Raw genomic sequence first — 24,519 nt, 5'->3', positions numbered from 1 at the left:
TGATTGAGCGAAAAAGCGTGCGTCAGCAATTCGCTCAATCACTCAATCGCTCATTCACCAATTGATTAACGACCGTTCCGCCCTTGATTCGGATGATCCGTTGCGTGCGGGAGGCTAGTTCCATATCATGGGTGACCAGAACGAGGGTGGTGCCTGCTTCGCGGTTGAGTTCGAACAGCAGATCGACAACGGTAGCACTGGTATCCGCGTCGAGGTTGCCGGTTGGCTCGTCGGCAAAGAGAAGTTTGGGACGGTTGGCGAAGGCACGCGCCAGCGAAACCCGTTGCTGCTCCCCGCCTGAAAGCTGAGTAGGGTAGTGGTGTCCTCGCTGCCCCAGACCGACCCGATCCAGCAGTGCCTGAGCGGTTTTAGCAGCTCCTTTTTCACCCCGTAACTCAAGCGGCACCATTACATTTTCGAGAGCCGTCAGCGTGGGTAAAAGCTGGAAATTTTGAAAGATAAAGCCTACATATTGGTTGCGGATGGCGGCTCGTTGGTCTTCACTGAGTGTATCCAGCCGAATGTCGTTGAGGTAAACGCTGCCGGAAGATGCCCGGTCCAGGCCAGCGCACAGCCCTAATAAAGTCGTTTTGCCGCTGCCCGACGGGCCAACAATGGCAAACGTATCGCCCGGTTCAAGTGTGAAGTTGACGCCATGTAGTACGGTTAGCTCGCGGCCTCCGCTGGTATAGGTTTTGGTAAGATTTTCGACGTGCAGGATACTCATGGAACAAAAAACGGTTGATACGACTTTTGTAATGAACACTGAGTCACGGAGATTACAGAGTTTCAAGTACTTCTCCTGATGTTCTCCGCGTCTCCGCTTCGGCGGTCCGATGTGTTTCGTATTAACCCGTCTAAAAACAATGAAGTTCTGTCTGAATCGACAAACGGCCTTTTCTGTGATAAGCGGCCTGATCGTTTGCTTAACGGTCTGGAATTGCGGTTCATCTGATACCAAAACCACTTCAGGCACAGGTGATAGCACCGCTAAAGCGTCTACGGCTGCGCCAACAGCTCCGTCCAAAAAACAAATTGTCTTGTTCTATGGCAATAGCCTGACGGCTGGTTACGGTGTCGAGCCATCGCAGGCTTTCCCGGCTTTGGTTGGTCAGAAGATTGATTCGGCTGGACTGAACTATACCATAGTGAATGCCGGGCTGAGTGGCGAAACTACGGCGGGTGGAAAAAGCCGCATTAGCTGGGTGATGCGTCAGCCGGTAGCCGTGTTTGTGCTCGAACTGGGTGGCAACGACGGCCTGCGAGGCTTACCACTCACCGCTACCCGACAAAATTTGCAGGCCATTATGGATACGGTTCGGAAGAAAAGCCCGGACGCTACGATTGTGCTGGCCGGTATGCAGATTCCACCCAACATGGGAACAACCTATACAAAAGAGTTTCGGGAGTTATTTAAAGAACTAGCCGATAAGAACAAAGCAGTGTTGATTCCGTTCCTGCTCGAAGGTGTCGGCGGCATTCCCAAACTGAACCAACCCGATGGTATCCATCCCACACCCGAAGGCCATAAAATCGTAGCGAATACCGTCTGGAACGTACTTAAGCCAGTGCTGGAAAAAGAGAAAGATTAAACACAGAGCGGTCCGTCGTCACGGCAAGAAGTATAGAGAGTTAAGAAAGAGCCTGTTTAAACTTTTCCTAATCGAGCCATAACGGTACTTTTTTGTCATCCCGACGCAGGAGGGATCTTCGGAGATACTTATTTTTTCGCATTTCCCGAAGATCCCTCCTGCGTCGGGATGACAAAAAAGTTACTGGAATAAACGTTTAAGTTGGTATGAAAAACTCTCTATACTTCTTGCCGTGACGACGGACCGCTCTGTGTTTAATCTAAAAAACTAAAACGGATAACCAACGCCGATGTTGAGGACGAGGTTTTGCTTTCGCCAATCGGGACTGCCAAACGCCATCTTATCGACTACCCATTCGTTGCCGTCGGTTTGGTAGGGTTTTCGCAAGGGCGTTGCCAGGTCAAGGCGGATCAGGAAGTACGATAAATCCAGACGAATCCCTACCCCTGCGCCTATCGCGATTTGCTTCAGAAAATTATTGGAGAATTTGGCCTCGGGTCCGAACGTATCCACATCGGAATACGACCATACATTGCCAGCATCTACAAAAACGGCTCCTTCGAGGAACTTGTTGAATTTGGCGCGTAATTCGGTATTGGCTTCCAGCTTAATATCACCACCCCCATCCTGAAACAATGGGACGTTACGCAGGGTATCGCGCGTGAACAAGCCGGGTCCGATAGCCCTGGGCCGGAATGCCCGGATACTGTTGCTGCCACCTACGAAATATTGCTTGGTGATCGGCAACATTCTATTGTTTGAGTTACCGTATGTAATCCCTATCCCCCCAAAGATGCGGTTAGCCAGCGTAATTTTAGGCGTTAGACGGCGGTAATATCTAAAATCGGCATCAAATCGAAGGTATTGGGCATAAGGAGCACCAAATATCCCATTTCGATCATCGTTTATTACTTGTTTATGGAAGAGTAAACTGGCCAGATTACCGGCAGCCTCCGCATTGGCCGTGAAGCGAAATGTATTGGGAGATACAGAGCGAGCTGGTGTATTGTAATTGAACGTATACAGCGTGCTGAGTATGAGTTGGTTAGAGCCAATGATATTCAGGTACTGCCGTTTGATAATGGCATCTGTTAATGTGTCGGTTAAAATATCATAGACCCGATCACCTATGCTATTGGATGGGACGTATACGTAGTTGATGTTGAATGGCTGAAAGACATGTTCAATTGACTGATTTTGACGCCAGGCGTAGCCGAACGTAGTTTGTGCCGAATTAATGCGGTAGAGCCCTCCCCGGATAATGGTCTGGTAACCTACTGTTGCATTGGTTTTTGGCAGGGCTTGTCGCTGATCGTACCGAAACCGGAAAGGCGAGACCAGACGCGGAAAACTCAGGGTGGCATCCGCACCCAGCCGATAGTTGGTAATCCCTTCACTTCCATCCCCCACCTGATATTCAATACCGGCATTGGCATTGACCGTCAGCAGTTCGGCTCGGTGAAGCGCATTTCGGTTACGCCAGCTCAGAACAACCTGTGTTCCATTGAAATTTGTGGAACGAGATGTCCCATCTAATTCAACCCGCACGGATTTGGCCGGATAGGGTGTGAGATAGTAGTGCACATCCAGTACGGCGGAGTCACTCTGTTGGTCAGGTTCAAATCGATTGCGGACAAACTTAAACGCACCTACGTTGATAAACCGGGAGAGCGTTAAGTCCTGCATCCGACTGCTGTAGCGGTCTCCTGGCCGCACCGTCACAATGTCGCGGAAAAGTTTGGGGTCGAATCGACGGGTCGAGTCGATAACGCGGAAGCGCTGTTCTGTTTCATAAGCGCGTCGCCGATTGGTGTCGTTCCGGGCTGTCGATAGGTTATAGTTGGAGTAAATAAATACATCGCGAATATAATAGGGTATAGCAGCCGCTTCAGGTATGTCGGGCTTAATTGCAAAATAGACCTTCGTTTTATGCGTTGCCGTATCATTGTCGGCCAGAACGGCTACGTAATCGGGTAAGAAATAATAAAAGCCCCGTTGCTTAATGGACTGACTAATGCGTTCCCGTTCTAGCTTGATGTTGTCGAACACATAAGGATCGCCTTTTTTTATCACTGTTCGTCGGGCAGCTGCCAGGAGGGCTTTACGCACAGGAGTCGAATCGACCAGAAACCCCGCTGAATCGATGTAAAATCGTTGCTTTACATCGACGTCATAAACACCTCTGGCCTTGTAGCCATCCTCGGTCAGTTTGCCCGTAGCATCCGACCCAAAATAGCCCTGATTCTGCAAGGTAGCCTTAAAAATAGGAATGTTCGACGTAATGGCTTTGGCACTGGCCAGTACGGGCTCCTGACCAAACTTATTCCGAAACCAGGACCGGAATCCCTTCGGTTTTCTGGGCTCCCCAAACAAATAGTAAAGCCCTACTTTATAGGGATAGCCAAAAATCTGTTTGTTGGGCCGAGGACGGGCCATGCCTTCTAACTGCTCCTGTAAACCGCTTTGCTCGTCTTTGGAAACAGTCGAATCAGCATGAATGACTACATCCGTTCCCATGTAGAGCCGCTCGTTTGGGGGCAGATGTTTGGCTATGTTGCAGGCATTCAATAACCAAATGGAAAGCAAAAAGAAGAAAGCCTGAACTGATCGTAAACGATAGTTGGTATAATGAACGCCCTTTAGTGGATTGGTCCAATTGAGAAGAACGGTGTATGAATAACGTATCGTAGATAGGAATCTCATAACGGATTAGTTCATCGTAGTACCCGGCGACGACTTCCGGAAGATTTCAGATAGTGTATTGTAATCCATCGTAATGATGAACCCAATACCTGTTTCAATGACATAGCCATCCAGTACGGCCTGATAGTCGTTCCGTCGATAGGCCCGCAGCACATAACGCCCATCGCGGGTGACATTGTAGTTAGCCGAAACGTTGTCGAACACCTGATTCTGGCTGGGTGTAGCGGCACTGGCAGCATTGTCTAATACGAAGTTTTTACCGACTGAAACGGTGACACGACCAGCCAGAAAACTCCGTGATATGCCCACGTTCAGGTCGGTACGGGAGCCGTTGGTAGTACCTCCCGTGTTGGCGCTGCCCGCCTGAGACAGTAGATTGAAGTCCACATCGAAGCCTTTCAGGACGCCCGAAGCTAACCGGCCTAACTGATCCGAAATGAGCTTACTGACACTGCTGCGGGCAATATTTTCAGCCTGCGTATTTAATCCACCATTGTCGGAGCCAGAGAAGAAGTCGGACGTGTTTTCGGGCAAGAACCGGTTCAATACCAGTAGAGCAAAGACCTGTTTGTTGACCTGCGAGGGATCTTGACGGAGTACCTTTAATTTATTTTCAACACTTGTACCCAAAGCACTGGATTCCGCAATGGCGCCCGTTTCGGCTTCGGGTAGCCGAATGTCAAAAGATAGCTTTGGTGATGCCAGATTATCGCTAATGGTTAATAGAACTTCAAATGGGAGTTTTCGCTTGAGTGATGCGGCATCTAAGGAGGTCGTTTCATTGCCAATCAGATCGCCGGGTGGGGTCGAGACTTTATAGATCGCCGTCATGTTGATATCGGCTTTGAGCGGGTCACCCGTAAAGTTGATATAGCCCCCTTTCTGAAGTTCGAACTTGCGTTTTAGTACCTGATAGGTCAATGAATATTCCCCTTCGGTCACTTCATACCGGCCCAATACGCTCACTTGTCCAGCGGCATTGACGCCTACATTGAGTCGGGCATTGCCACGTACCCGCAGATTATCACCGTTGAGTTCGTCGACTACAATCGTCAGCTCTGACTTCTCATCAGCTTCCAGATCGACCGAGATGGTTGAGTTCGTTAACTTCTCAAACGAGAGCCGGGGAGCCAGACTGTCGCGTTTTGGTTGGTACAGATACTTCACCAGCGCGAGCGAATCGTTATGGTTAATGAACGTCACAATGCCATTGGCTTCGTTGGCATCGGCGGTTTCGTCGGGCAATACCATCGAAATTTTACTGCCATCTTCGAGCCGTACCGTCCCATTTACAGACGCATCAGCACCTGCCCCTTTAATTCGAAGATCGGTACTGACTGCCGCCTGTCCATACGCGTAGTCGTTGTCTTTACGAGCGGCATTGAGCACCTGGAAATGATCGGCCTGAACGCGCAGATTATAAGCTGCATTGGGCAGATTCTTCAGAACAACGGTTCCATTCGTGGTAAGCGTTCGGCCCAGCGAATCGCGCAGACTGAAATCGTTCAGGGTAATGGTTTGTCCCGAGAACGCCAGTTTTTCCTGATCGATGTGGTACGTTGAATTGATCTGTTTGATGTTGAACGCTACCGAATCGAATGATACACTACCATCCATCTCCGGGTTATCAATAGCACCCGCTACGCTGAAGCCGCCGGTAAGTTTTCCTTTGGCCTGACGTAACTCACCGAAACTAAAGGCTTCGATGGTTCGGGCATCGAGTCGGTTAAGTTTAATGGCCAGATTGAGCGCTTCTTTAGCATTCGTTGGGTTATAAAAACCAGTCACAGCCGCATCATTGTAGGGGCCAACAAGGGTTGTATTGACGCTAATTCGTCCTTCGGTCGTATTGTTGAACCGGGCCGTCAGGTTACCGATCGGCTTCTGCATCACCTGTAGGCTATCGACATACACCGAACCAATAAACGCCAGACTCTGGTCGGTACCCATGTAATTTCGCACCACTACCGTACCATTCAGTTCGCCACTGGCCAGGGTTGTATCCTGATTGGCCAGGCGGGCCATGTTCGCGATATTGAGCGATCGTGCGGTAACACGAATCGGGGCGTTGCCGTACTGCTCGGTACTACTGATCTCAAGCGATTGCTGCCCCTGTTCAATATGCAGGTTATTGATCAGTACGCCATTGTTTCCATACTGGGCAAAGCCACTCGTGTCGGTCTGCCAGTGCTGGTAATTGGTGAGGAGTCCATTTCGGGCAAATTGGAAGCGGTAATTGGAATCGACCACGCTCAGTGTACCGGCCAGACCATGTAAATCCCGATTGATCGAATCTTTGTTGACCACCGAAAAACGGAATCGGTTATTGGCGGCTATCCCAGACAAATCGGTTTCGCGAATCGTCATGCCGTTATAGAGTACACCAGCAATCCGTCCATCAACTTTGAGCTGGTTGTTGGCACCCCGTATGGCAAACGAGCTTCCCTGTAAGGTGGTCGTATCATACACAATCACGCCGGTTCGGAGGATGGCTGAAAGAGTCGTATCGCGTTTGTTATCCAGATACGCATCCAGCCGTACCGTATCCATGCGGGTGAGTGCCGGAACAAACGCCTGAAAAAGCGGGTTCTGGTAGGCTTTTAGCGATAGATTAAATGCGTGAGGAGGAGGAATGCGTTTGTAAGCCAACGCCGGTAGCTCAATGTACTGGCTGATTTCTCCGGCAATGATGTCGTAAAGTTGTGGGTAATCGAATTGGCCGTTCAGGCTAAGCTGAGCACCGGGAAGCACAGCCAGCACGCTTTTATTGGCACCGTCGGCATCCAGACGAGCGTAGAGCGAATCGATGGGATAGCTTTTACCATTCAGATCCAGAACCGCATCCTGAGCCGAAACCGTACCGACAGGCTTATCGGGATTGGTCGATGTCATATTCATGACAATACGGCCTTTTAAGGAGAGAGGATCTTTGTAAAGTTTTAGTTTTTGTAGATTCAGTTCCTGGATCACCGTTTCGCCCGTTACGCTGGGGAAATCGCCTTTTAAACCGACTTGTGCGTCTAACGCCAGATTTGCATTCGGATCTTTCAGCGCTCCCTTAATGACAAGATTACCATTCGACAGTTTTCCTTCGGCATCCAGATTCTGATACGTGTAACCATTCAGCTCGGCTGATTTAACCGCCAGATCGAAGCGAGTGGTGAGGGTATTGACATCGATTCCCTGCCCGTCGACCGTAGCCCGACCGGTTATCTTACCCACCGTGCCTGTTTGTTTCAGCCATTTCCCAGCATCGAAATTGGCCAGATTGAGCGTGCCTTTATAGGTTTGACGTTTCCCGGATACAAAGCCAGCCAGACGTCCATCGAAATCGGCCGTGCCCCATTCCGTAGCCACTTTGGTATCCAGAATCAGATCATTCAATTGTCCATTGATCTTACCCGTCAGCTTAATGGAAGGCGGTAAGGCAATTGACGAAGGGATAGACCCTTTAGGAGCCAGCTTATTTATATCGGCCAGTTGGGTGGTGGCTTCCTGGACGGTCATGGCTACGCCCAGATGAACAGGATCGGTTACGTTAGTCAGTCGGCCACTCGCCCGGATACGGGTGCCCGACAGCAACTGGAAATCAAGACGAGGGAGATTAAGTGACGCCAATGTACCATAAGCCAACGCATTAGCCCGGAATACGCCCCCTTTATTGCCTGCAAATGGCGGTGTGTCGGCTAGCGTTGGGGCCAGTTGCAGCACATCATCGACTGAAAGGCGGCTGTCGCGCAAATTCACTTTCACGCTTACCCGTTTGGCAAATCGCGGATTGGTCAACTGGGCCAATGAATCGTAGCGCAGGGTCAGCTGATCGCGAAGTAGAGTGGTTGGCGTTTGGACGTATAGCTTCGTAAGGGTCGTAGTCGTGTCAGTATAGAGGACGTTGCCGTCGAGTTGCTGTAACACAAATCCGCTCGTGGCCCGGAATCGTCCGTTGCGAAGCTGACCACTGATGCGCTGTCCCCGTTTGCCCAAATCCTGATAAACCAGAAAACGTCCGTCGATGCCCAGGTTCCGTAAATCGAGATGCCCATAATCCAGTCCCTGTTTTTGGCGGGCTGCTGTTTCATCATCGAACTGAATTCGGTTATTCGCAAACCGGACATTGGTAAGTTTAGCCTGCCAGCCCGGCCCAGGCGAAGCCACGGAAGTTGAGGTAGCTACAGTACTTGAAGCTGACGTGGATGGCGTCGTTGCTAGTTTTTTGGTTGGTTTGGTTAGGATTGCGGCCACATCGCCATTACTTAACTCAAGCGATTTGATGCCGATTTTTTGCCCGTCAAGGTAAAAATAATCCGATTCCATAGCGAGTCGTTCGGCGGCCCCTTTGGTAACAAAGTCCGATGTTTCAACTCGAACATCCCATTTGGTGTGGTTGAGTTGCCATTTTCCGAGGGCTAAGTCAAGTGTATCGCCGGGTTTGCTCGGAGCACTGGGCGGAGTAGGCAGTCCGGCATACAACCGCGTGTATACGTTCAGCCCGTTGCCTGTAACGCTGGACAGGTGGTACTTCGACTTATCGACGTCGGTTTCGCTGAAGGTTGCCCTTAGGCTATCCAGGTAGGCGTTTACATCGGCACCAGCTACATCATCTTTATACTTGATACGCACATCCCGAAGAGCAATGCCTGTCAGATTAATAGCCATTGGGGTTGATACGGTATCGGAAGGCTCTGGTTCAGAACCGGTATCAAAAGCATTTAGAATATATTGGAAATTAAAAGCCGTGTCGGGTAGCGTGCGGGTAATGTTCAAACGGATGCGCTCCAGTTCGATCTGGTTGAGAGCAACGCGGTTGTTCAACAGTCCCCACATATCGAGATCGACCCGCATCCGGCCACCGTTCAGCAGGGTATCGCCTTTGGGCGTTTGGAAAAAGACATCTTCCAGCTCAATCCAGTCGGGAATGGAGTAGCGGATATGCCCGATGTGAAAAGGCGACTGAAGTTTTTTGGCCAGATAGGAATTGACCTGTTTCGTAACAAACTGCTGCCCCCAGGGGGTAGTGGCTACAAGCACCACAAACCCCACCAGCAGTAGGACGAGGGCTAGTAAGCCGAGCAGAACACGAACGATCAGTTTGGGCACAGGTAAAACGATTTTCAGGCTGTCATGAAATGGAACAAACTATACTCTCCTCAGTATGACCTCACAGATTTACACCATGAGTAGCTGGGTATTCAGTTTCTTTGCATAACGCGTATATAGGTCATTATGTTACGAACAGGTTTTAATGGCTTTTAAATGTCTATATTTTTCTTCTATATGAAACATTTGCACCGCCTGAATTATGTCAGTTTCCAATATAGACTGGCGGCTCTAACCTGTCTGACCATAACGTTCTTCATTAACTATGGCATAGCACGGCGGGTTTAATATTATGGATAGTTTTTCATATATTAAGTGTACGCAATAGGTAAAGGTTTTGTTGCCAGGACTATTTGTAGGTTTGTATGGTGTACCAATGGTCCATTTCCCGCACCTTTTATCCGGTTTCTACTTCTTTGTTGAACAAGTTGTTGCAGACCCGGCTTGTAGCGGGTAATTTTGAGCCGTACATCTGTTCAACGAATGAGCGACCTGTTTACTGCTGAAGCCATTGTCAGCTTATTGACCCTGACGTTTCTTGAAATCGTACTGGGTATCGACAATATCATTTTCATCTCCATCGCGGCTAATAAACTTGCCCGCAAAGACCAGCCCAAAGCCCGAAACATTGGTCTCGGTCTGGCCATGGCATTCCGGTTGATCCTGCTGATGGGCATTTCGTTTGTAATCTCCCTAAGCAAACCGTTCACCCATATCGATGCAGGCTGGTTTAAAGCTGCGCTTACGGGGCAAAGTCTTATTCTGTTTGGAGGTGGATTGTTTCTGCTCTATAAAGCAACTTCCGAGATTCACCATAAGCTGGAAGGGGGTGACCATGAAGAAACAACTGGCGGAGGGAAAAGTAAAACGACTATTTCCAGTGTCGTCACACAGATTGCAGTGACAAACATCGTCTTCTCCATCGACTCTATCCTGACGGCTATTGGCCTGACGCAGAATGTTGCAGTCATGATGATTGCCGTGGTATTGTCGATCGTGATCATGATGTTTTTTGCCGGGCCGGTTGGCAAGTTTGTGAACGATCACCCCACGATTCAGATGCTGGGATTGGCCTTCCTGATTATGATCGGCTTTATGCTCCTGGCCGAAGGGGCCCACTTGTCGGAAGTCGCGTTCTTTAACCAGGAAGTAGGCAGCGTACCGAAAGGGTATCTGTATTTCGCCATAGCCTTCTCGCTGTTGGTTGAATTCCTGAATATTCAGCTTCGCAAAAAAGAAAAGCCCGTTAAGCTGCATCAGTACGATGGCCAACCGGGTGAGGATGGAATTATCTAGTACTTAGGAGAGAGGAGTGAGGAGTGAGCATGCTGGCGCATCAGTAAATTTCGTGCGTCAGCATGCTCACTCCTCACTCCTCGCTCCTCACTCCTAAAAAACATTGTCTCTTACCGACCAACTAAACGACATTCTGAGTAGCCTTAGGGGCTTTGGACCAGAAATATGGCTATCGGTGGCTATGTGCGTGCTGCTGGTGGTTGAACTAGTGTTGGTTCGGTCGATGGCCGTGGCAACTGCCCGGCGGTATCTGGCTGGGTTGAGTGTGGTGGTAGTTGGTGTTGCTGGAGCCTGGGCTGTCTGGCTACCTACGCGGGGGTTTTTGTTCATGCACTTGCTGTATGTCGACAATCAGGCTGTATTTATTCAACAGGTGGTTGCCTTAGGGGCTGCTGCTGTACTGCTTTATGAAGTAACCACATCGTCGGAGCGATTTGGGCGTGCCGCAACATTGCCACTGGAATGGTATCCCCTGTTGGTTGCCATGACATTGGGGTTGTTTCTGATGACGATTTCGGTGAATCTGCTCAGTATTTACCTTAGCATTGAACTTGTTTCGATCTGCTCCTATTTGCTTACCGCGCTTACCACTGATCGAAAAGCATCAGAAGGGGGGATCAAATACCTGCTTTTCGGCTCTATCAGTTCGGCCGTTATGCTCTATGGAATGTCGTTGCTTTATGGCATGACGGGCACGCTCGATCTGACAGCCGATGTATTTGGCGCTCAACTTGCCCAGCAGCAAATACCTGTAGCCACTGTGGCCATACTACTTACACTGGGTGGGTTACTGTTCAAGCTGGCTGCTGTGCCGTTTCATGTATGGACACCCGATGCGTATGAAGCCGCTTCTGTTCCCGTTGCCGCTTTTTTTTCGATAGCACCCAAAGCGGCTGCTGTGCTGGTGCTAATGCGTGTAGTAACTTCTCTGCCGATCGATTCGCCAACAGGCGGAGCCACAACAGCATCGATACAAACACCGCTGGCAGTACTGGCTTTAGCCGGGATTCTAATCGGCAATTTATCGGCATTGCGGCAAACGGATGCCAAACGACTACTGGCCTATTCGAGTATTGCCCATGCCGGTTTTTTGCTGGTGGGGGTTGTGGCCATGAGCGAAGCCGGGTTCAATGCTGTTTTATTCTACATAGCTACGTACCTGTTTATCACGCTGGCTGCTTTCTTTTTGGTCGACCTCCTGGCACGAAGCAATGGGAGTGATCTGACCATTCGCCATTTTGCCGGATTGGGCTCCCAACAGCCTTTGCTCGCCATTGCTCTTACGGTGGTTATGATTGCCTTAACAGGCTTACCACCTACAGTTGGATTTACGGCCAAGCTATTGTCGTTCTCGGCGCTCTATGATACCTACCAGCAAACGGGCGATACCTGGCTGTTGGCGTTGTTTGTACTAGGGCTTTTAAACACCCTGGTAGGGTTAGCGTATTACCTCAAAATTCCGTTTCTGCTGTTCTTCCGTCCAAGGCCAACGGAGATAGAGCCTTATCCCAATATGCCCTTACCCACTGCAGCCGTCTGGCTGGCAGTTGGTCTGACAGTACCCGCCATTGGACTGTTCCTAAAACCGGACCTGGTATCGCAGTGGCTGACCAATTGGTGAGTTGTCGTTGACTAAGTCGTTGATGGCTTCCGTTCGGGTGAATCGTTTGTTTTCGTTTCTTTGTAGTCTCACAACCTGTTCAGCGTATGAATCCAGTTCTGGATATGACTCTTGATGAGCTGTTTGATCAGTTCGATAAACTACGTGTATTGATCATTGGCGACGTCATGCTCGACTCTTATGTGTGGGGTCACGTCGAGCGGATTTCTCCCGAAGCACCCGTTCCGATTGTTCGGTTTGATCGTCGTGAATTACGTTTGGGCGGTGCTGGTAACGTACTGCTTAACGTCCAGGCTTTAGGAGCCGAAGCTATCATTTGTTCTGTGATCGGCACCGATACATCGGGCGATCAACTCGAAAAAGAGCTTTGTGACCGGGGATTAAATTGCGATGGCCTTATTCGCAGTGCCGACCGCATCACCACTATCAAAGAGCGAATCATTGCCGGGTCACAGCAAGTAGTGCGCGTCGATACCGAAACCGACAAATACATCACCTCAGAAGAGCGGGCAAAGTTAATTGATAAGGCCAAAAGCCTGATTCCGACCTGCCACGTGGTGATCTTTGAAGATTACGACAAAGGGGTTTTAAGTAAAGAAGCTATTGCCGAGATAACTGACTTTGCCAATGAACAGGGCGTTCCGACGGTGGTTGATCCTAAGAAACGCAACTTCCTATCGTATCAGAACACCACACTGTTCAAGCCTAATCTGAAGGAGTTGCGTGAAGGCCTGAAAGTCGATTTCGATGTCGATGATCCGAAAGAATTTCAGGGTGCAGTTGACCAGTTAAAACAGCAGTTGAACCTGAAAGGCGCACTGATTACGCTGTCGGAACGGGGTGTCTTTATCGATTTCAACGGTGAACAACAAAAGCTTCCGGCGCATATCCGCAAGATTGCCGACGTGTCCGGCGCAGGTGATACCGTAATTAGTATTGCGGCCTGTTGCGTAGCTCTGAAACAACCCCCTCATATCATTGCCGGACTATCGAACCTGGGTGGTGGACTGGTCTGTGAATCAGTTGGCGTAGTGCCAATCGATAAAGCGAAACTGAAAGAAGAAGCAAAGGAGAATCTGTTGGGTTGACCCGAGCGCTTGGCCTTTCGGCCGGACTATGACTTGACATAACGTTAGATTATATAATTAAAAATACCATTGAACACAATGAGCCCAGCCTAATTCGGGTATATATAGTAAACTCAACTCAACAAGATGAGATTACTAAGCAGTCTTATGTACTTGCTTGTCAGCTGCGTAGCTTGCTCCAAAATGGCCAATGTAGCTACCCCGTCTACTGGGAACTGGCGATATGGCGCAACAGCTTTACTAAATGACTCTGTTTGGTTTAGTTCAGCCTTCGCTCAGCGAGAACATATCGTTGACGGTATGGACTGTACACTCAATCAGTTTGCCTTAGGCCTTTCCACCGATTTACCCCATGCAAGGTCAGGCGGTGAACCCACAAAGGGAATTACAGGCTGCACAGATCAATGTATACCGACTCAACTTCTTGGCTTCCGGCGAATACCCTTAGCGGTTGGCTGCTATCAGTTATCTGATCTTAAAACTTGTGTGGAAAGCAGCAGAACGACTGCTGTCGATTATCGTTGGCTGGTTGGGGGTGATATCATCATCAACCACTTTTATCCGCGAGGGACAACTATTCGAAAGAGCAGAGGAGTAGTGGTTGAAATTCCTGGTTACGATAATAGTTGGCTTGAGGTTACTCAGTATAACCCAAAAACAGGTCAGGTAGAAGGAACATTTGAAATGACTTTACTTAGTCGAAAAGGCGAGATTGCCCGTTTTACAAAAGGGTCATTTAGAGTTACCTTAACAAGATAATTAACTTTTCAATAACTGACCTGATTAGCATAATTTACACTTATACAACAAATGAATATTTATCGGCTATTTGTCACTGAAAGTAGGTTACTATGCAAACTAACGGTTTTGCTGCTTGCTCTAGACGGGTGCAATCAGCCTTCTATCGACCAACTACCAAGTCAACCGCCTACTCAGCGAGTAGGTGCTGTAGTTAAGCTTTACTTAGGCAAACCTCACTCACAAACTGGCATAGATACAGTGCTATTTAATGGGGTCATCTATCCTGTCAACGCCATTGATTCGACCAGCTTTGCCTATGATAACCAACAGCGATTAATTCGCCAGCAGCTCAGCCAGACTTATGAGGCTAACGGCCGAAAATTGACCTCAATGGCCCCTTTAACCATGTATCGCTATCAGGATGGGTACTTACAAGTACTGCGAGACGGCTACGCATCTAAGTTTCCCTTGGACTCGACCCGTCAGCGGGTAACCAGCTACACCCGCCCAAGCTACTCGTTTGTGGATGTGGATACGCTGAGAAGCTATTCCGGGGAAGGCATTCTTGTCAGGGCCTTGCAAGCCAGTTACAATACGTCCTATCCGAGCATTAACTATTTCCGGCCGAATCGCAAAGTTGCCCTTGAGGCAGGGAATATGATCCGGCTTGAGACCTATTCATCCTATACCGGGGCATTGGAAAGTGTCACTCGTTTCATCTACGACAACAAGCATTTTGCTCCGTTAGCTGCGTTGACTTTTCTAGGAGAAACCAGCCGGAATGTCCTGTTACGAAAGACAGAAATCAACTATTTGGGGGATGTCGTTGCTTACACGGCCGAGTATGTGTACACCAACCACTATGATCAGCAGGGCCGACTAGTGAGTCAACTGGAGTATGCAGAGACAAAGAATGCATCTTATGCAGGCTCGTATACTCTGACGCGCTACTATTACTAATCTCAGTAAGGTGATCGTTTGTCAAGGGATAAAGGTCCGTGAGTTCTTGGTTTCGTCCCTTTACATAAAGTGAGTTGTAAAACTAGGCGGAGAAAAGTACAAGCCATGAAATTTAACACAGTTTATACTTTCCTATTATCACCTGCTAATACATTAAATGGCTCCTAATTCCTTCACGGAATCCACAAAGCACCGGGCTTTGTCGCGGTCGGTGTCGGGATAGATGCCGTGGCCGAGGTTGGCAATGTAATGCTGATGGCCGAACCCGTCGAACATCCGCTTCACTTCGGCCCGTATCTGGGCGAAATCGGCGTAAAGTACACAGGGGTCCAGGTTGCCCTGCAATACCCGATCAGGAATTAACTGCCGTGATTCGTGTGGGTCCATATTCCAGTCCAACCCAACTACATCACAACTTAACTGGCCGATTTCCTGCCGGGCAAAATAGGCTCCCTTAGCAAACACTGTTATAGGCACGTCACGGTCCGGCGTTCCGCGGTCCGGCGCTCCGGTAATCAGATCGCAGATTTGCTTGATGTATGGGAGCGAAAACGTCCGGTATTGTTCGGGTGAGAGGATGCCCGCCCACGAGTCGAAAATCTGAACCAGATCAGCTCCAGCCCGGATTTGTGCCTGCAAATACCCAATCGTGCTGTCAGTAATTTGCTGAAGCAGGGCATGAGCAAAATCAGGGTCGGTGTAGAGTAGCTTTTTGGCAATCGAGAACGTTTTGGAGCCCTTTCCCTCGGTCATATAACAGAAGATTGTGAACGGTGCTCCGGCAAATCCGATCAGCGGAACCCGACCGTTCAACTCCTTCTTGGTCAGCTTGATGGCATCCAGTACATAGCCTAAATCACTTTCGGCATCCGCTACCCGTATCCGTTTGAGGTCGTCCATTGTACGGACCGTTTCGGGAAAAACAGGCCCACGGCTTTCGATCATCTCATACGGTAGACCCATCGCTTCGGGAATCACCAGAATATCGGAAAATATAATGGCGGCATCGACGTCAAACGCATCGACAGGTTGGATGGTCACTTCGGCTGCTAGTTCAGGTGTTTTGGCCAGCGTTATAAAACTACCCGCCTGTTCGCGTACCGCACGATACTCAGGCAATACGCGACCGGCCTGCCGCATCATCCAGACCGGCACCCGTTCGGTCAGTTCGCCCCGTGCGGTGCGGAGCAGCAAATCATTTTGTAAGGTCATGCCACAAAAGTACGGCTGAACTGTGGATTTTTGAGAATAGGCATGACTTGGTTTTACAGCCTGATACGTGGGTTCGCGAAAATCTATTCGGAATTTCTCAAATTTGTCAAAAATTGACAGCGAATGCCCACGTTATTTATTGATGCCGAGCGACTACGTGACCTCAACAGCGGGTTGGGACAAGTGTGTTTGCACCTCGGCCATGAACTGGTACAACAGCGACCTGCCGACTGGAAGATGACCTTTCTGGTGCCGAAAGGAAAAGCCGGAATTTTTGGTGATTCAGTCGAGTATATAGAAGCTTCCTGGCAGCGAAAGCTCTGGATTTCGGGTAAATACGATGTTTGGCATTGTTTGCATCAGGATTCGTCCTATCTGCCCCGGTCGCTGCAAAATGGTCCGGCTCAGTTGATGCTCACCATTTATGACCTGAATTTTCTGGAACGAGCCGACTATTCGGATGCTAAAAAAAACCGGCGAATTGCCCAATTACAGCGCAAAATTGATCGGTCCACGTTGCTGACGGCTGGTTCGGCCTATACGGAATCTGTAGTACGGGGGAACCTGAACGTGCCCGATCTTTTGCCCTTACAGGTTGTTTATACAGGAGTGGCTGTCGATCCTAAAAACGCGCCCGCCGAACTACCGCAGCATTCATCGATTCAGGCGTTTACCAGTTCGCCTTTCTTTCTGTTTGTGGGTGTCATTCATCCAAAGAAGAACGTGCATACGCTGCTGCCCTTGCTGGAAGCGTTTCCCGATTATCGGCTTATTCTGGCTGGTCCGAATCGCCATCCGTACGCGCAGCATATTCTGGAGCAGGCTCAGAAGCTTGATGTCGCGGATCGATTGCTAATGCCCGGTCCCGTAGATGAATCAACAAAACTGTGGCTCTATGCGCATTGTTCGGCCTTTTTGTTCCCCTCTTTATCCGAAGGGTTTGGCCTGCCGGTAGCCGAAGCCATGACATTTGGCAAGCCCGTATTCATTTCCCGACTGACGAGCCTACCCGAAGTAGGCGGCAAGGAAGCGTACTATTTCGAGAATTTTGAACCCGAAAGCATGGCCCAAACCCTGGACGAAGGGATACGGGATTTCAACCAGAATCCACTCCGTCAGGAACGCCTACGCCGACGAGCCGCCACCTTTAGCTGGCCCAGCGTTGCCAACGAATATTGGGAGTTGTATAAAGGATTATCCATGGGTAAAGGTGCCTGAATCGGAACCGGAATTTAGCTGATTTATGGATTAACAGGATTTTGTCGAATGATGAATTCGCAATACGAGCAAAATCTGTTTAATCCATAAATCCGTTAAATCCCGGTTATCTTTGCACCACGAATGAAAACATATAGTCGATTACTCTCGTTTGCTAAGCCGCTAGGTCGCTTTCTGACGCCATTTGTCCTGACGTCGCTGATTGCCAGTGTGTTTGGTGTGCTGAATTTTACCCTGCTGATTCCCCTGCTGAGCATTCTGTTCGAACAGGTCGATGCCAAACAAATGCAGGCGTTTCTGAACCAGCCCGCTCCCTCCATCACCTCATCGCCGACCGAGGCATTCAATTACTACTTTGCTCAGATATTTCAGGAATATGGAAAAATAGGAGCGCTCCAGTTTGTATGCGCCATTATCGTGCTCTCGGTGCTTCTAAGTAACATCTTTAAATACTTATCGGTCAGGCAGCTGGAGTCATTTAAGGCGCGTATGGTGGCGAAATTGCGCGAAACCGTTTTTAGCCGGACTATTCACCTCCATCTTGGCTTTTTCTCGAATGAACGGAAAGGCAACCTGATGTCGCGGATCACGACCGATGTGCAGGAGGTTGAAAATTCCATTGCCAATACGTTATCGGCTGCCTCGAAAGAAGTGTTTTTGCTGATTGGCTACATCATTGCCTTGCTGAGTATATCCGTAAAGCTGACCCTGTTTGCGATTATTGTGATTCCGATTTCGGGTGGGTTCATTGCCACGCTGGTTCGGCGGATGAAGCGCGATGCGCAGGAAGGTCAGCAACGGCTAAGTAGTCTGGTGAGTTTGTTGGACGAAACCTTTGGTGGGATGCGTGTCGTGAAAGGCTTTGTGGCCGAAGGCTTTATTCTGGGTAAGTTTCGACAGGAAAACGAAGGGTATCGGCAGGCGGTTCGGTCGCTTGCCAATCGTCGGGAGTTGGCCTCGCCCTTTTCCGAAGTGATGGGCGTGGCAGTGGTGTCAGGTATTCTGCTCTATGGCGGATCGCTGGTGCTGAGCGGGCAATCGGACCTGACGGCCGCCCAGTTTATTGCCTATATCGCTATTTTCTCGCAGGTGACCCGCCCGGCAAAAGATATTTCGAATGCCTTTAGTGGCTCGCAACGGGGACTGGCTTCAGGTGAACGGGTGCTGGAACTTATCGATACCCAATCGGCGGTGCAGGACAAACCCGGAGCTATAGCCCTTGGTAAGTTCAGCGACCGGATTTCGGTACAGTCGGTGTCGTTTGCTTACACTGAAGATACGCCCGTGCTGCGCGACGTCAGTTTTGAGCTAACCAAAGGGAAAACCATCGCCCTGGTTGGTTCGTCGGGCGGGGGTAAATCGACTATCGCCGATTTGATTCCACGCTTTTATGATCCAACGTCGGGTCGGATTCTGATTGATGGTGTGGATCTTCGCGACTGCACCATGGCTTCGTTACGCGCCCAGATGGGTATCGTTACCCAGGAAAGTATCCTGTTCAACGACACTATTTTTAACAACATCGCCTTTGGTAGTGACGCTACCGAGCCTGAGGTGATGGAAGCGGCCCGTATTGCTAATGCCCATGAATTTATCATAGCTCAGTCCGATGGCTACCAGACCATTATTGGCGACCGGGGAGGCAAACTGTCGGGTGGGCAGCGTCAACGCATCAGCATAGCCCGAGCGATCCTGAAAAACCCACCCATCCTGCTTCTGGATGAAGCGACGTCGGCCCTCGATACAGAATCCGAAAAACTGGTACAGGAGGCTTTAACGCGCCTGATGACCAACCGGACTACCCTCGTCATTGCCCACCGACTGAGCACCATTCAACATGCCGATGAGATTTTGGTCGTTAACCAGGGACGCATCGTTGAGCGCGGTCGCCACGACGAACTGCTATCGCTGGATGAAGGGTTCTATCGGAAGTTGAGTACGATGCAAAGTGTGTAGAGAGTAAAGCGGGTGGAAACCCGCGAGATTGATCAATCATCACGGGTTTCCACCCGCTTTACTCACCACAATTCGCCACTCCGGACCGCTGAATACTTTATATTTCTCCGAAAAATTGCCCTGATTGACAGCAATCGAGAAATTGAGCAGGCTATTGATATAAGCCACGTCGTCGCCAATGGGCGCTTCGCCGAAGGTGTTGACGAATTGAACTGATTTGTCGTACAGCGACTGGTCGTTCTGAAAAATCTGGACCCGCACCATCGAGCCCGGTTTTATGCCAAGCTGGTCAGTCATCGCTTTGGGGATATTGCTCCAGACATTACCATACTGAATGTCCAGCACCGGGATGGTTCCTTTCACAAGGCCATTCGCCGACTCGGCTTTCTGGTAGGGGAGTTGCACGACCTGGTTAGGTAATTTAGGGCCAACCTGCTCGAAACTAATCGTGTGTGAGGCCAACCGGGCGGCTGTGTAGGCATACACATCACGTCCGTGGAAGGTATACGACTGATTTGAATTTCTTAGTCGGTTAATGGCTTCGTCGATTTGCCGAATCTGGCGAATGCCCAGATGCTCGGCCACTAAGGTTAGTGTTCCATTGTCGGGTGTCACGATGTAATGCCCTGTGTTGGTTAGTAGCACAACCGAATGCCGTTCGGTACCGACGCCCGGATCGCAAACAGACACAAACACAGTGCCTTTGGGATAGTAAGGAACCGTTTGATGCAGCCGATAAGCCGCTTCCCAGATGTTATAAGCTGGAATGTCGTGGGTGAGGTCGAAGAGTCTCAACGAGGGAGATACACCCATTGCCACGCCTTTCATGGCCGATACCGCTCCATCTTTCAGCCCAAAATCAGATTGAAAAACAACGATTCCATTTTGAGCGTAGGTTGATTGCGAGGTAAAGAGCCACAATAAGAGACCAATTCTGTAAAAGTTACGCATGGATTTAACGGTTACGGTATAGTAAATGGAGCCTGGAAATAGCTTGTCAAACTTTTCGGGGAACAGTCAAATAGGCGACCAGACCGATGTCGATACTACTGACTAGATCGGTGAGAGTAAGCAGGATATGAATCCAGTTGAAATCGATAGGTAAAAGGGTCAGGAAATAGCCAAGCAGATAAAGTCCCCAGCTAATGAGAATGGGCAGGACCGTAAACCGAATAAGCGGCTGGTTGCTACGTGTAGCCTCCGCAAATCCGGTCCTTATACGATTTAAGGTAAACAGAATAAATACATAGTCCATCAGGGCGATTAGTCCCCAGGTCAGTTTAGGACCAACTTGGATTTCGTTATCGAACGAAAGCTGCTGATGCCCAATGTAACTGGCCAGCACCATAAACACCGTCGATAGCAGCAGTGAAGCCAGCGGGCGTTTGATAACGTCGAGTCGTAGATTGGCCACCAGAAGCATATGCAATAACAGCAACGGAGTCGTAATAGCCCAGCCCATATAGCGGTACTGACCGATGGCATTATAGGATTCGCGCATCAGGGTCTGGCGGTCGTTCGGATCGGTTACGGTGGGTAGCTCCGCCAGCATCTCGTGGTAGTGGGTTTGTATCAGGTAATAGACAAACCCAAGTGCTACTGCACAGATAGCCAGTATATTCGGCATCTGTTTATAGGGAGGAATCTCAGGAGTGGATGAAAGCCTGGTGTAAGAAAACAGCGTGAAGACAAAATTGCCAGCAAACGCAATCATGGCTACAATCAGGAAAAAATAGGTAATCATGGGCAGGAGGCCAGCCGTGCCTGCCGTTGGAATAAATGAATGGGCTACTTCCATAAACACAAAAATGGGAGGCATGAATATACCTCCCATTTCTATATACCCCGTGGAACAGGGATCTTATTTTTGCATTCCCTTGATTTGTTCGATTTCTTTCTTCGATTTGTCGATCAATTGCTGGGCGTAATTCCGCATGGTTTCGTTTTTACCATATTGCAGGTATGTGGTGGCCATATCGATGGCATCCTGACGCTGATCGGCCAGTAACGTAGCGAAGTTCTTATCCAGATTGTTCGTTAGTTTATCGCTGGAACCGGTTTGCTGCAACTTCAGGCTCATGGCTTCGATATTGCGGCTTTGTTGCTGCGTAAACGCCTGGTTCGGACGTGTAGGCTTTAACTGACGCATGGTACCATCGACCAGATTGATGTCGGCTTCCGTAGCGGGCAGCAGCGTTTTGGCCATTTGCAGCAGTGAGGTATCCTTACCGTTCAGGATTTCCTGTTTCAGCAAGTCCTGAGCGCCCTGCGCGTGGAGTTTAGCCTGAAAGGCATAATCAAAATCAGGATCGCCCGTGGCAACCAGTTTCTTTATTTTCGTAACCGTCTGTTGTAACGGGGTCAGTAAGGCCGTTTTGGCTGGATTGCTGGCTGTCTGATTCGAGGTGGCAGCGCCCGTCGTTGCCTGAGCGCAGGCAGCAAGCGAAACCCCCGATAACGAGATGGCTAACCCCCAGACCACGAAATTGGATTGTAGCGTTTTCATGCTTTGTAAATGGTTTTACAGACAATTTTCAACCGTCTAAGTAAACGGATTATATACTAAAGACAAAAATGAAGCCAGAAGGTTTAGCCGGATGGACGAGGTTTATTCAAACAAATGAACTTGATAAATAAAAAAAGGGCCTGACAATGACCCTTTTATGTTTGAAAAAAAACTGCTATTACAACCGGATGATTTCGGCACCGATCGCATTCAGTCGAGTATCGATATTTTGATAACCCCGGTCAATTTGCTCAATACTATCGATGATGCTGGTTCCTTTGGCCGACATAGCCGCAATGAGCAGAGCTACCCCCGCCCGAATATCGGGCGACGACATGCGGATGCCTTTTAGGGGCATCTGCCGATTAAGACCTACAACCGTAGCCCGGTGCGGATCACAAAGAATGATTTGAGCGCCCATGTCGATGAGCTTATCCACAAAGAAGAGCCGACTTTCGAACATCTTCTGGTGAATAAGCAGTGTTCCCTGTGCCTGAACGGCCGTTACCAGGACGATGCTTAGCAAATCGGGTGTGAATCCTGGCCAGGGTGCGTCGGCAACGGTCATCATGCCACCATCCAGAAACGACTCGATCTGGTAATGTTCCTGTGCCGGAATGTAAATGTCATCACCCCGGAATTCCATCTGGATACCCAGCCGCTTAAACTGGTCGGGAATGATACCCAGTTCCGGAATCCGGCAGTTTTTGATCGTAATTTCTGACTGCGTCATGGCCGCCAGCCCGATAAACGAACCGATTTCGATCATGTCGGGCAGCATTGTATGCTCGGTTCCTTTCAGTTCCGATACTCCTTCGATTGTAAGCAGGTTAGAGCCAACCCCCGAAATTTTAGCGCCCATCGAATTCAGCATTCGGCTGAGCTGCTGCAGATAGGGTTCGCAGGCCGCATTGTAGATCGTAGTGACTCCCTCGGCCATCACAGCCGCCATCAGCACATTGGCGGTACCGGTTACCGAGGCTTCGTCCAGCAGCATATAGGTGCCGCGCAGGTTGCTGGCATCGACCTGATAGTAACCACCATCGTTGGCGTCGTAGTTGAACTGGGCGCCTAGCTTCTCAAACCCCAAAAAGTGGGTATCTAAGCGACGACGGCCTATTTTATCGCCACCCGGTCGTGGAATCCGACCTTTTTTGAAACGAGCGAGCATTGGCCCTAGCAACATGACCGAGCCACGCAACGCGGCTGCTTTCCGCTTATATGTATCCGTTTCCAGATAATCCAGATTGACGTCACTGGCCTGAAACCGGTACGAACTTTCGCCGATTTTGGTGACCCAAACACCTAAATCGCCCAGCAGGTCGATCAACTGGTTGACATCGCGAATGTTTGGGATATTATGAATAACGACAGACTCCTTTGTGAGCAGTACGGCACAAAGAATCTGTAAGGCTTCGTTTTTTGCTCCTTGCGGAATCAGATCGCCTTTAAGTCGGCGACCACCGGTAATTTGAAAAGATGCCATTTAGGAAATGATGAATAATGGTTAATGCATAATGAATAATGGTTAATGTATAATGTTGTCGATAGCTCTATCAACATTGTTCATTATGCATTAACCATTATTCATTAATCTAGTTTACCGTCTCCGGCGGTCGTTGTTTCGGTTTTGGCCACCTGGACCACCATTTCGGTTGCCGAAATTTCGGTTGCCGCCATCGCGGTTTTGGCGCCCCTGATTGGAGCCTGGACCGTTATTCCGATTACCAAAGTTACGGTTGCCACCTTCGCGGTTCTGGCGCCCCTGGTTAGAGCCACCATCGCGGTTGCGGTCGTTGCGGTAGTTGTTGCCACCAAGCCGCTGGGGTTGATCGCCCGTACGCTCGCGAGGGGTCGATTCAACCAGCCCTTCTTCCCGAATGAGCTTAATGTCGTCGTAGAGTTGTCCGTTCGAAAGCTCAATCAGGCTTTGGTAAATCGTTTCATCTTCGACCGACTCTTTGTTCCAGGCCTGATAGAACGTACGCATCAACCGTGTCAGGTACGATACAAACGCTCTACGCTCTTCGGGCTCTTCGAGGGCTACGGCCTTCGCTACCAGTAAATCCACATTTCGGCCAAAATGTTTGAATTTCAGATGGTGCGTATTGTAGGGAACACGTTGCGGCTTTTTACCCAGTGCTTCTTCCGACGGGGGAGGGTAGGGGCTGTCGACATCGAGGGTAAAATTCGACATGATATACAGGTCGTCCCACAGTTTGTTGTAGTAGTCCTGCCCATCTTTCATGTTGGGGTGAATCTGCCGCATTAACTCGATCAGGATATGGGCGTAGCGGGTACGCTTCTCCCGATCTTCAATGTTGACCATGTTGTCAACCAGCTTTTGGATACTGCTGCCGTATTCTTTCAAAGGCGTAGCCTGGTTTATTTAAATAAGAGAACAAAAGTACGAAGAAAGGGCCAAGCGGCAAGGGTGTAGGCAAAGCAGTGCACTAATTGTATTATTCCGTCAATCGTTGACTCAAAGCTACCAAGTATTCATTCGGGCTGGCTGGCTGTTTGGAGTGC

17 protein-coding genes are annotated in these 24,519 nt (G+C 49.5%); 8 read left to right on the top strand and 9 right to left on the bottom strand.

All coding sequences use genetic code 11. The annotated features are described in order from the left end of the window. Positions 1–34 precede the first annotated feature (34 nt). Positions 35–727 carry an ABC transporter ATP-binding protein gene (locus ACYVFD_RS19340; RefSeq protein ID WP_461092086.1) on the bottom strand — a complete coding sequence of 231 codons (693 nt, stop codon included), beginning with the start codon at positions 725–727 and terminating at the stop codon, positions 35–37. 139 nt (positions 728–866) lie between these two features. On the opposite strand from ACYVFD_RS19340, the gene ACYVFD_RS19335 reads away from it, so the two are divergent. Then, the gene (locus ACYVFD_RS19335; protein WP_461092084.1) at positions 867–1,592 is read left to right on the top strand and encodes an arylesterase; all 726 of its coding nucleotides are present in this window, start codon (positions 867–869) and stop codon (positions 1,590–1,592) included. 267 nt (positions 1,593–1,859) lie between these two features. On the opposite strand, the gene tamL is transcribed toward ACYVFD_RS19335, so the two are convergent. Next, positions 1,860–4,295 carry a translocation and assembly module lipoprotein TamL gene (gene tamL, locus ACYVFD_RS19330; protein ID WP_461092083.1) on the bottom strand — a complete coding sequence of 812 codons (2,436 nt, stop codon included), beginning with the start codon at positions 4,293–4,295 and terminating at the stop codon, positions 1,860–1,862. 6 nt (positions 4,296–4,301) lie between these two features. Further along, positions 4,302–9,392, bottom strand: coding sequence for a translocation/assembly module TamB domain-containing protein (locus tag ACYVFD_RS19325; protein ID WP_461092082.1), 5,091 nt, complete (start codon positions 9,390–9,392; stop codon positions 4,302–4,304). Between the two features lie 483 nt (positions 9,393–9,875). On the opposite strand from ACYVFD_RS19325, the gene ACYVFD_RS19320 reads away from it, so the two are divergent. The 5 genes from ACYVFD_RS19320 to ACYVFD_RS19300 all read left to right on the top strand — a co-directional run bounded on the left by ACYVFD_RS19320 (position 9,876) and on the right by ACYVFD_RS19300 (position 15,098). Continuing rightward, positions 9,876–10,688 carry a TerC family protein gene (locus ACYVFD_RS19320; RefSeq protein WP_461092081.1) on the top strand — a complete coding sequence of 271 codons (813 nt, stop codon included), beginning with the start codon at positions 9,876–9,878 and terminating at the stop codon, positions 10,686–10,688. Between the two features lie 103 nt (positions 10,689–10,791). After that, positions 10,792–12,309: an NADH-quinone oxidoreductase subunit N gene (locus ACYVFD_RS19315; protein WP_461092079.1), complete on the top strand. Its 1,518-nt coding sequence runs from the start codon at positions 10,792–10,794 to the stop codon at positions 12,307–12,309. 86 nt (positions 12,310–12,395) lie between these two features. Further along, on the top strand, positions 12,396–13,397 hold the full coding sequence (locus ACYVFD_RS19310) for a bifunctional heptose 7-phosphate kinase/heptose 1-phosphate adenyltransferase (RefSeq protein ID WP_461092077.1): 1,002 nt from the start codon (positions 12,396–12,398) through the stop codon (positions 13,395–13,397). A gap of 183 nt (positions 13,398–13,580) precedes the next feature. Then, complete coding sequence (locus ACYVFD_RS19305; protein WP_461092075.1) at positions 13,581–14,156, top strand: hypothetical protein; 576 nt, start codon at positions 13,581–13,583, stop codon at positions 14,154–14,156. Positions 14,157–14,264: 108 nt separating this feature from the next. After that, positions 14,265–15,098, top strand: coding sequence for a hypothetical protein (locus ACYVFD_RS19300; RefSeq protein ID WP_461092073.1), 834 nt, complete (start codon positions 14,265–14,267; stop codon positions 15,096–15,098). Positions 15,099–15,251: 153 nt separating this feature from the next. Here ACYVFD_RS19300 and hemE read toward each other — a convergent pair whose 3' ends face one another. Continuing rightward, positions 15,252–16,310, bottom strand: coding sequence for a uroporphyrinogen decarboxylase (gene hemE, locus ACYVFD_RS19295; RefSeq protein WP_461092071.1), 1,059 nt, complete (start codon positions 16,308–16,310; stop codon positions 15,252–15,254). 123 nt (positions 16,311–16,433) lie between these two features. Here hemE and ACYVFD_RS19290 point away from each other — a divergent pair, with 123 nt between their 5' ends. Continuing rightward, positions 16,434–17,528, top strand: coding sequence for a glycosyltransferase family 4 protein (locus tag ACYVFD_RS19290; protein ID WP_461092069.1), 1,095 nt, complete (start codon positions 16,434–16,436; stop codon positions 17,526–17,528). Between the two features lie 123 nt (positions 17,529–17,651). Then, positions 17,652–19,484, top strand: coding sequence for an ABC transporter ATP-binding protein (locus ACYVFD_RS19285; protein WP_461092067.1), 1,833 nt, complete (start codon positions 17,652–17,654; stop codon positions 19,482–19,484). Positions 19,485–19,523: 39 nt separating this feature from the next. On the opposite strand, the gene ACYVFD_RS19280 is transcribed toward ACYVFD_RS19285, so the two are convergent. From ACYVFD_RS19280 to ACYVFD_RS19260, 5 genes are all read right to left on the bottom strand, one after another. Further along, complete coding sequence (locus ACYVFD_RS19280; protein WP_461092065.1) at positions 19,524–20,435, bottom strand: SAM hydrolase/SAM-dependent halogenase family protein; 912 nt, start codon at positions 20,433–20,435, stop codon at positions 19,524–19,526. A 46-nt stretch (positions 20,436–20,481) separates the two neighbouring features. Further along, positions 20,482–21,303, bottom strand: a complete 822-nt coding sequence (locus ACYVFD_RS19275) for a bacteriorhodopsin (protein WP_461092063.1) — start codon at positions 21,301–21,303, stop codon at positions 20,482–20,484. Positions 21,304–21,345: 42 nt separating this feature from the next. After that, positions 21,346–21,990 carry a DUF305 domain-containing protein gene (locus tag ACYVFD_RS19270; protein ID WP_461092061.1) on the bottom strand — a complete coding sequence of 215 codons (645 nt, stop codon included), beginning with the start codon at positions 21,988–21,990 and terminating at the stop codon, positions 21,346–21,348. A gap of 178 nt (positions 21,991–22,168) precedes the next feature. Continuing rightward, complete coding sequence (murA, locus tag ACYVFD_RS19265; RefSeq protein WP_461092059.1) at positions 22,169–23,476, bottom strand: UDP-N-acetylglucosamine 1-carboxyvinyltransferase; 1,308 nt, start codon at positions 23,474–23,476, stop codon at positions 22,169–22,171. Positions 23,477–23,590: 114 nt separating this feature from the next. After that, positions 23,591–24,361 (bottom strand): DUF4290 domain-containing protein, encoded by a 771-nt coding sequence (locus ACYVFD_RS19260; protein ID WP_461092057.1) that lies wholly within the window; start codon positions 24,359–24,361, stop codon positions 23,591–23,593. Positions 24,362–24,519: the final 158 nt, after the last annotated feature.

It is taken from the genome of Spirosoma gilvum (assembly GCF_054776815.1).
Note: the sequence above shows the minus strand (reverse complement) of the source record. Positions and strands in the feature narration are given on the sequence as shown.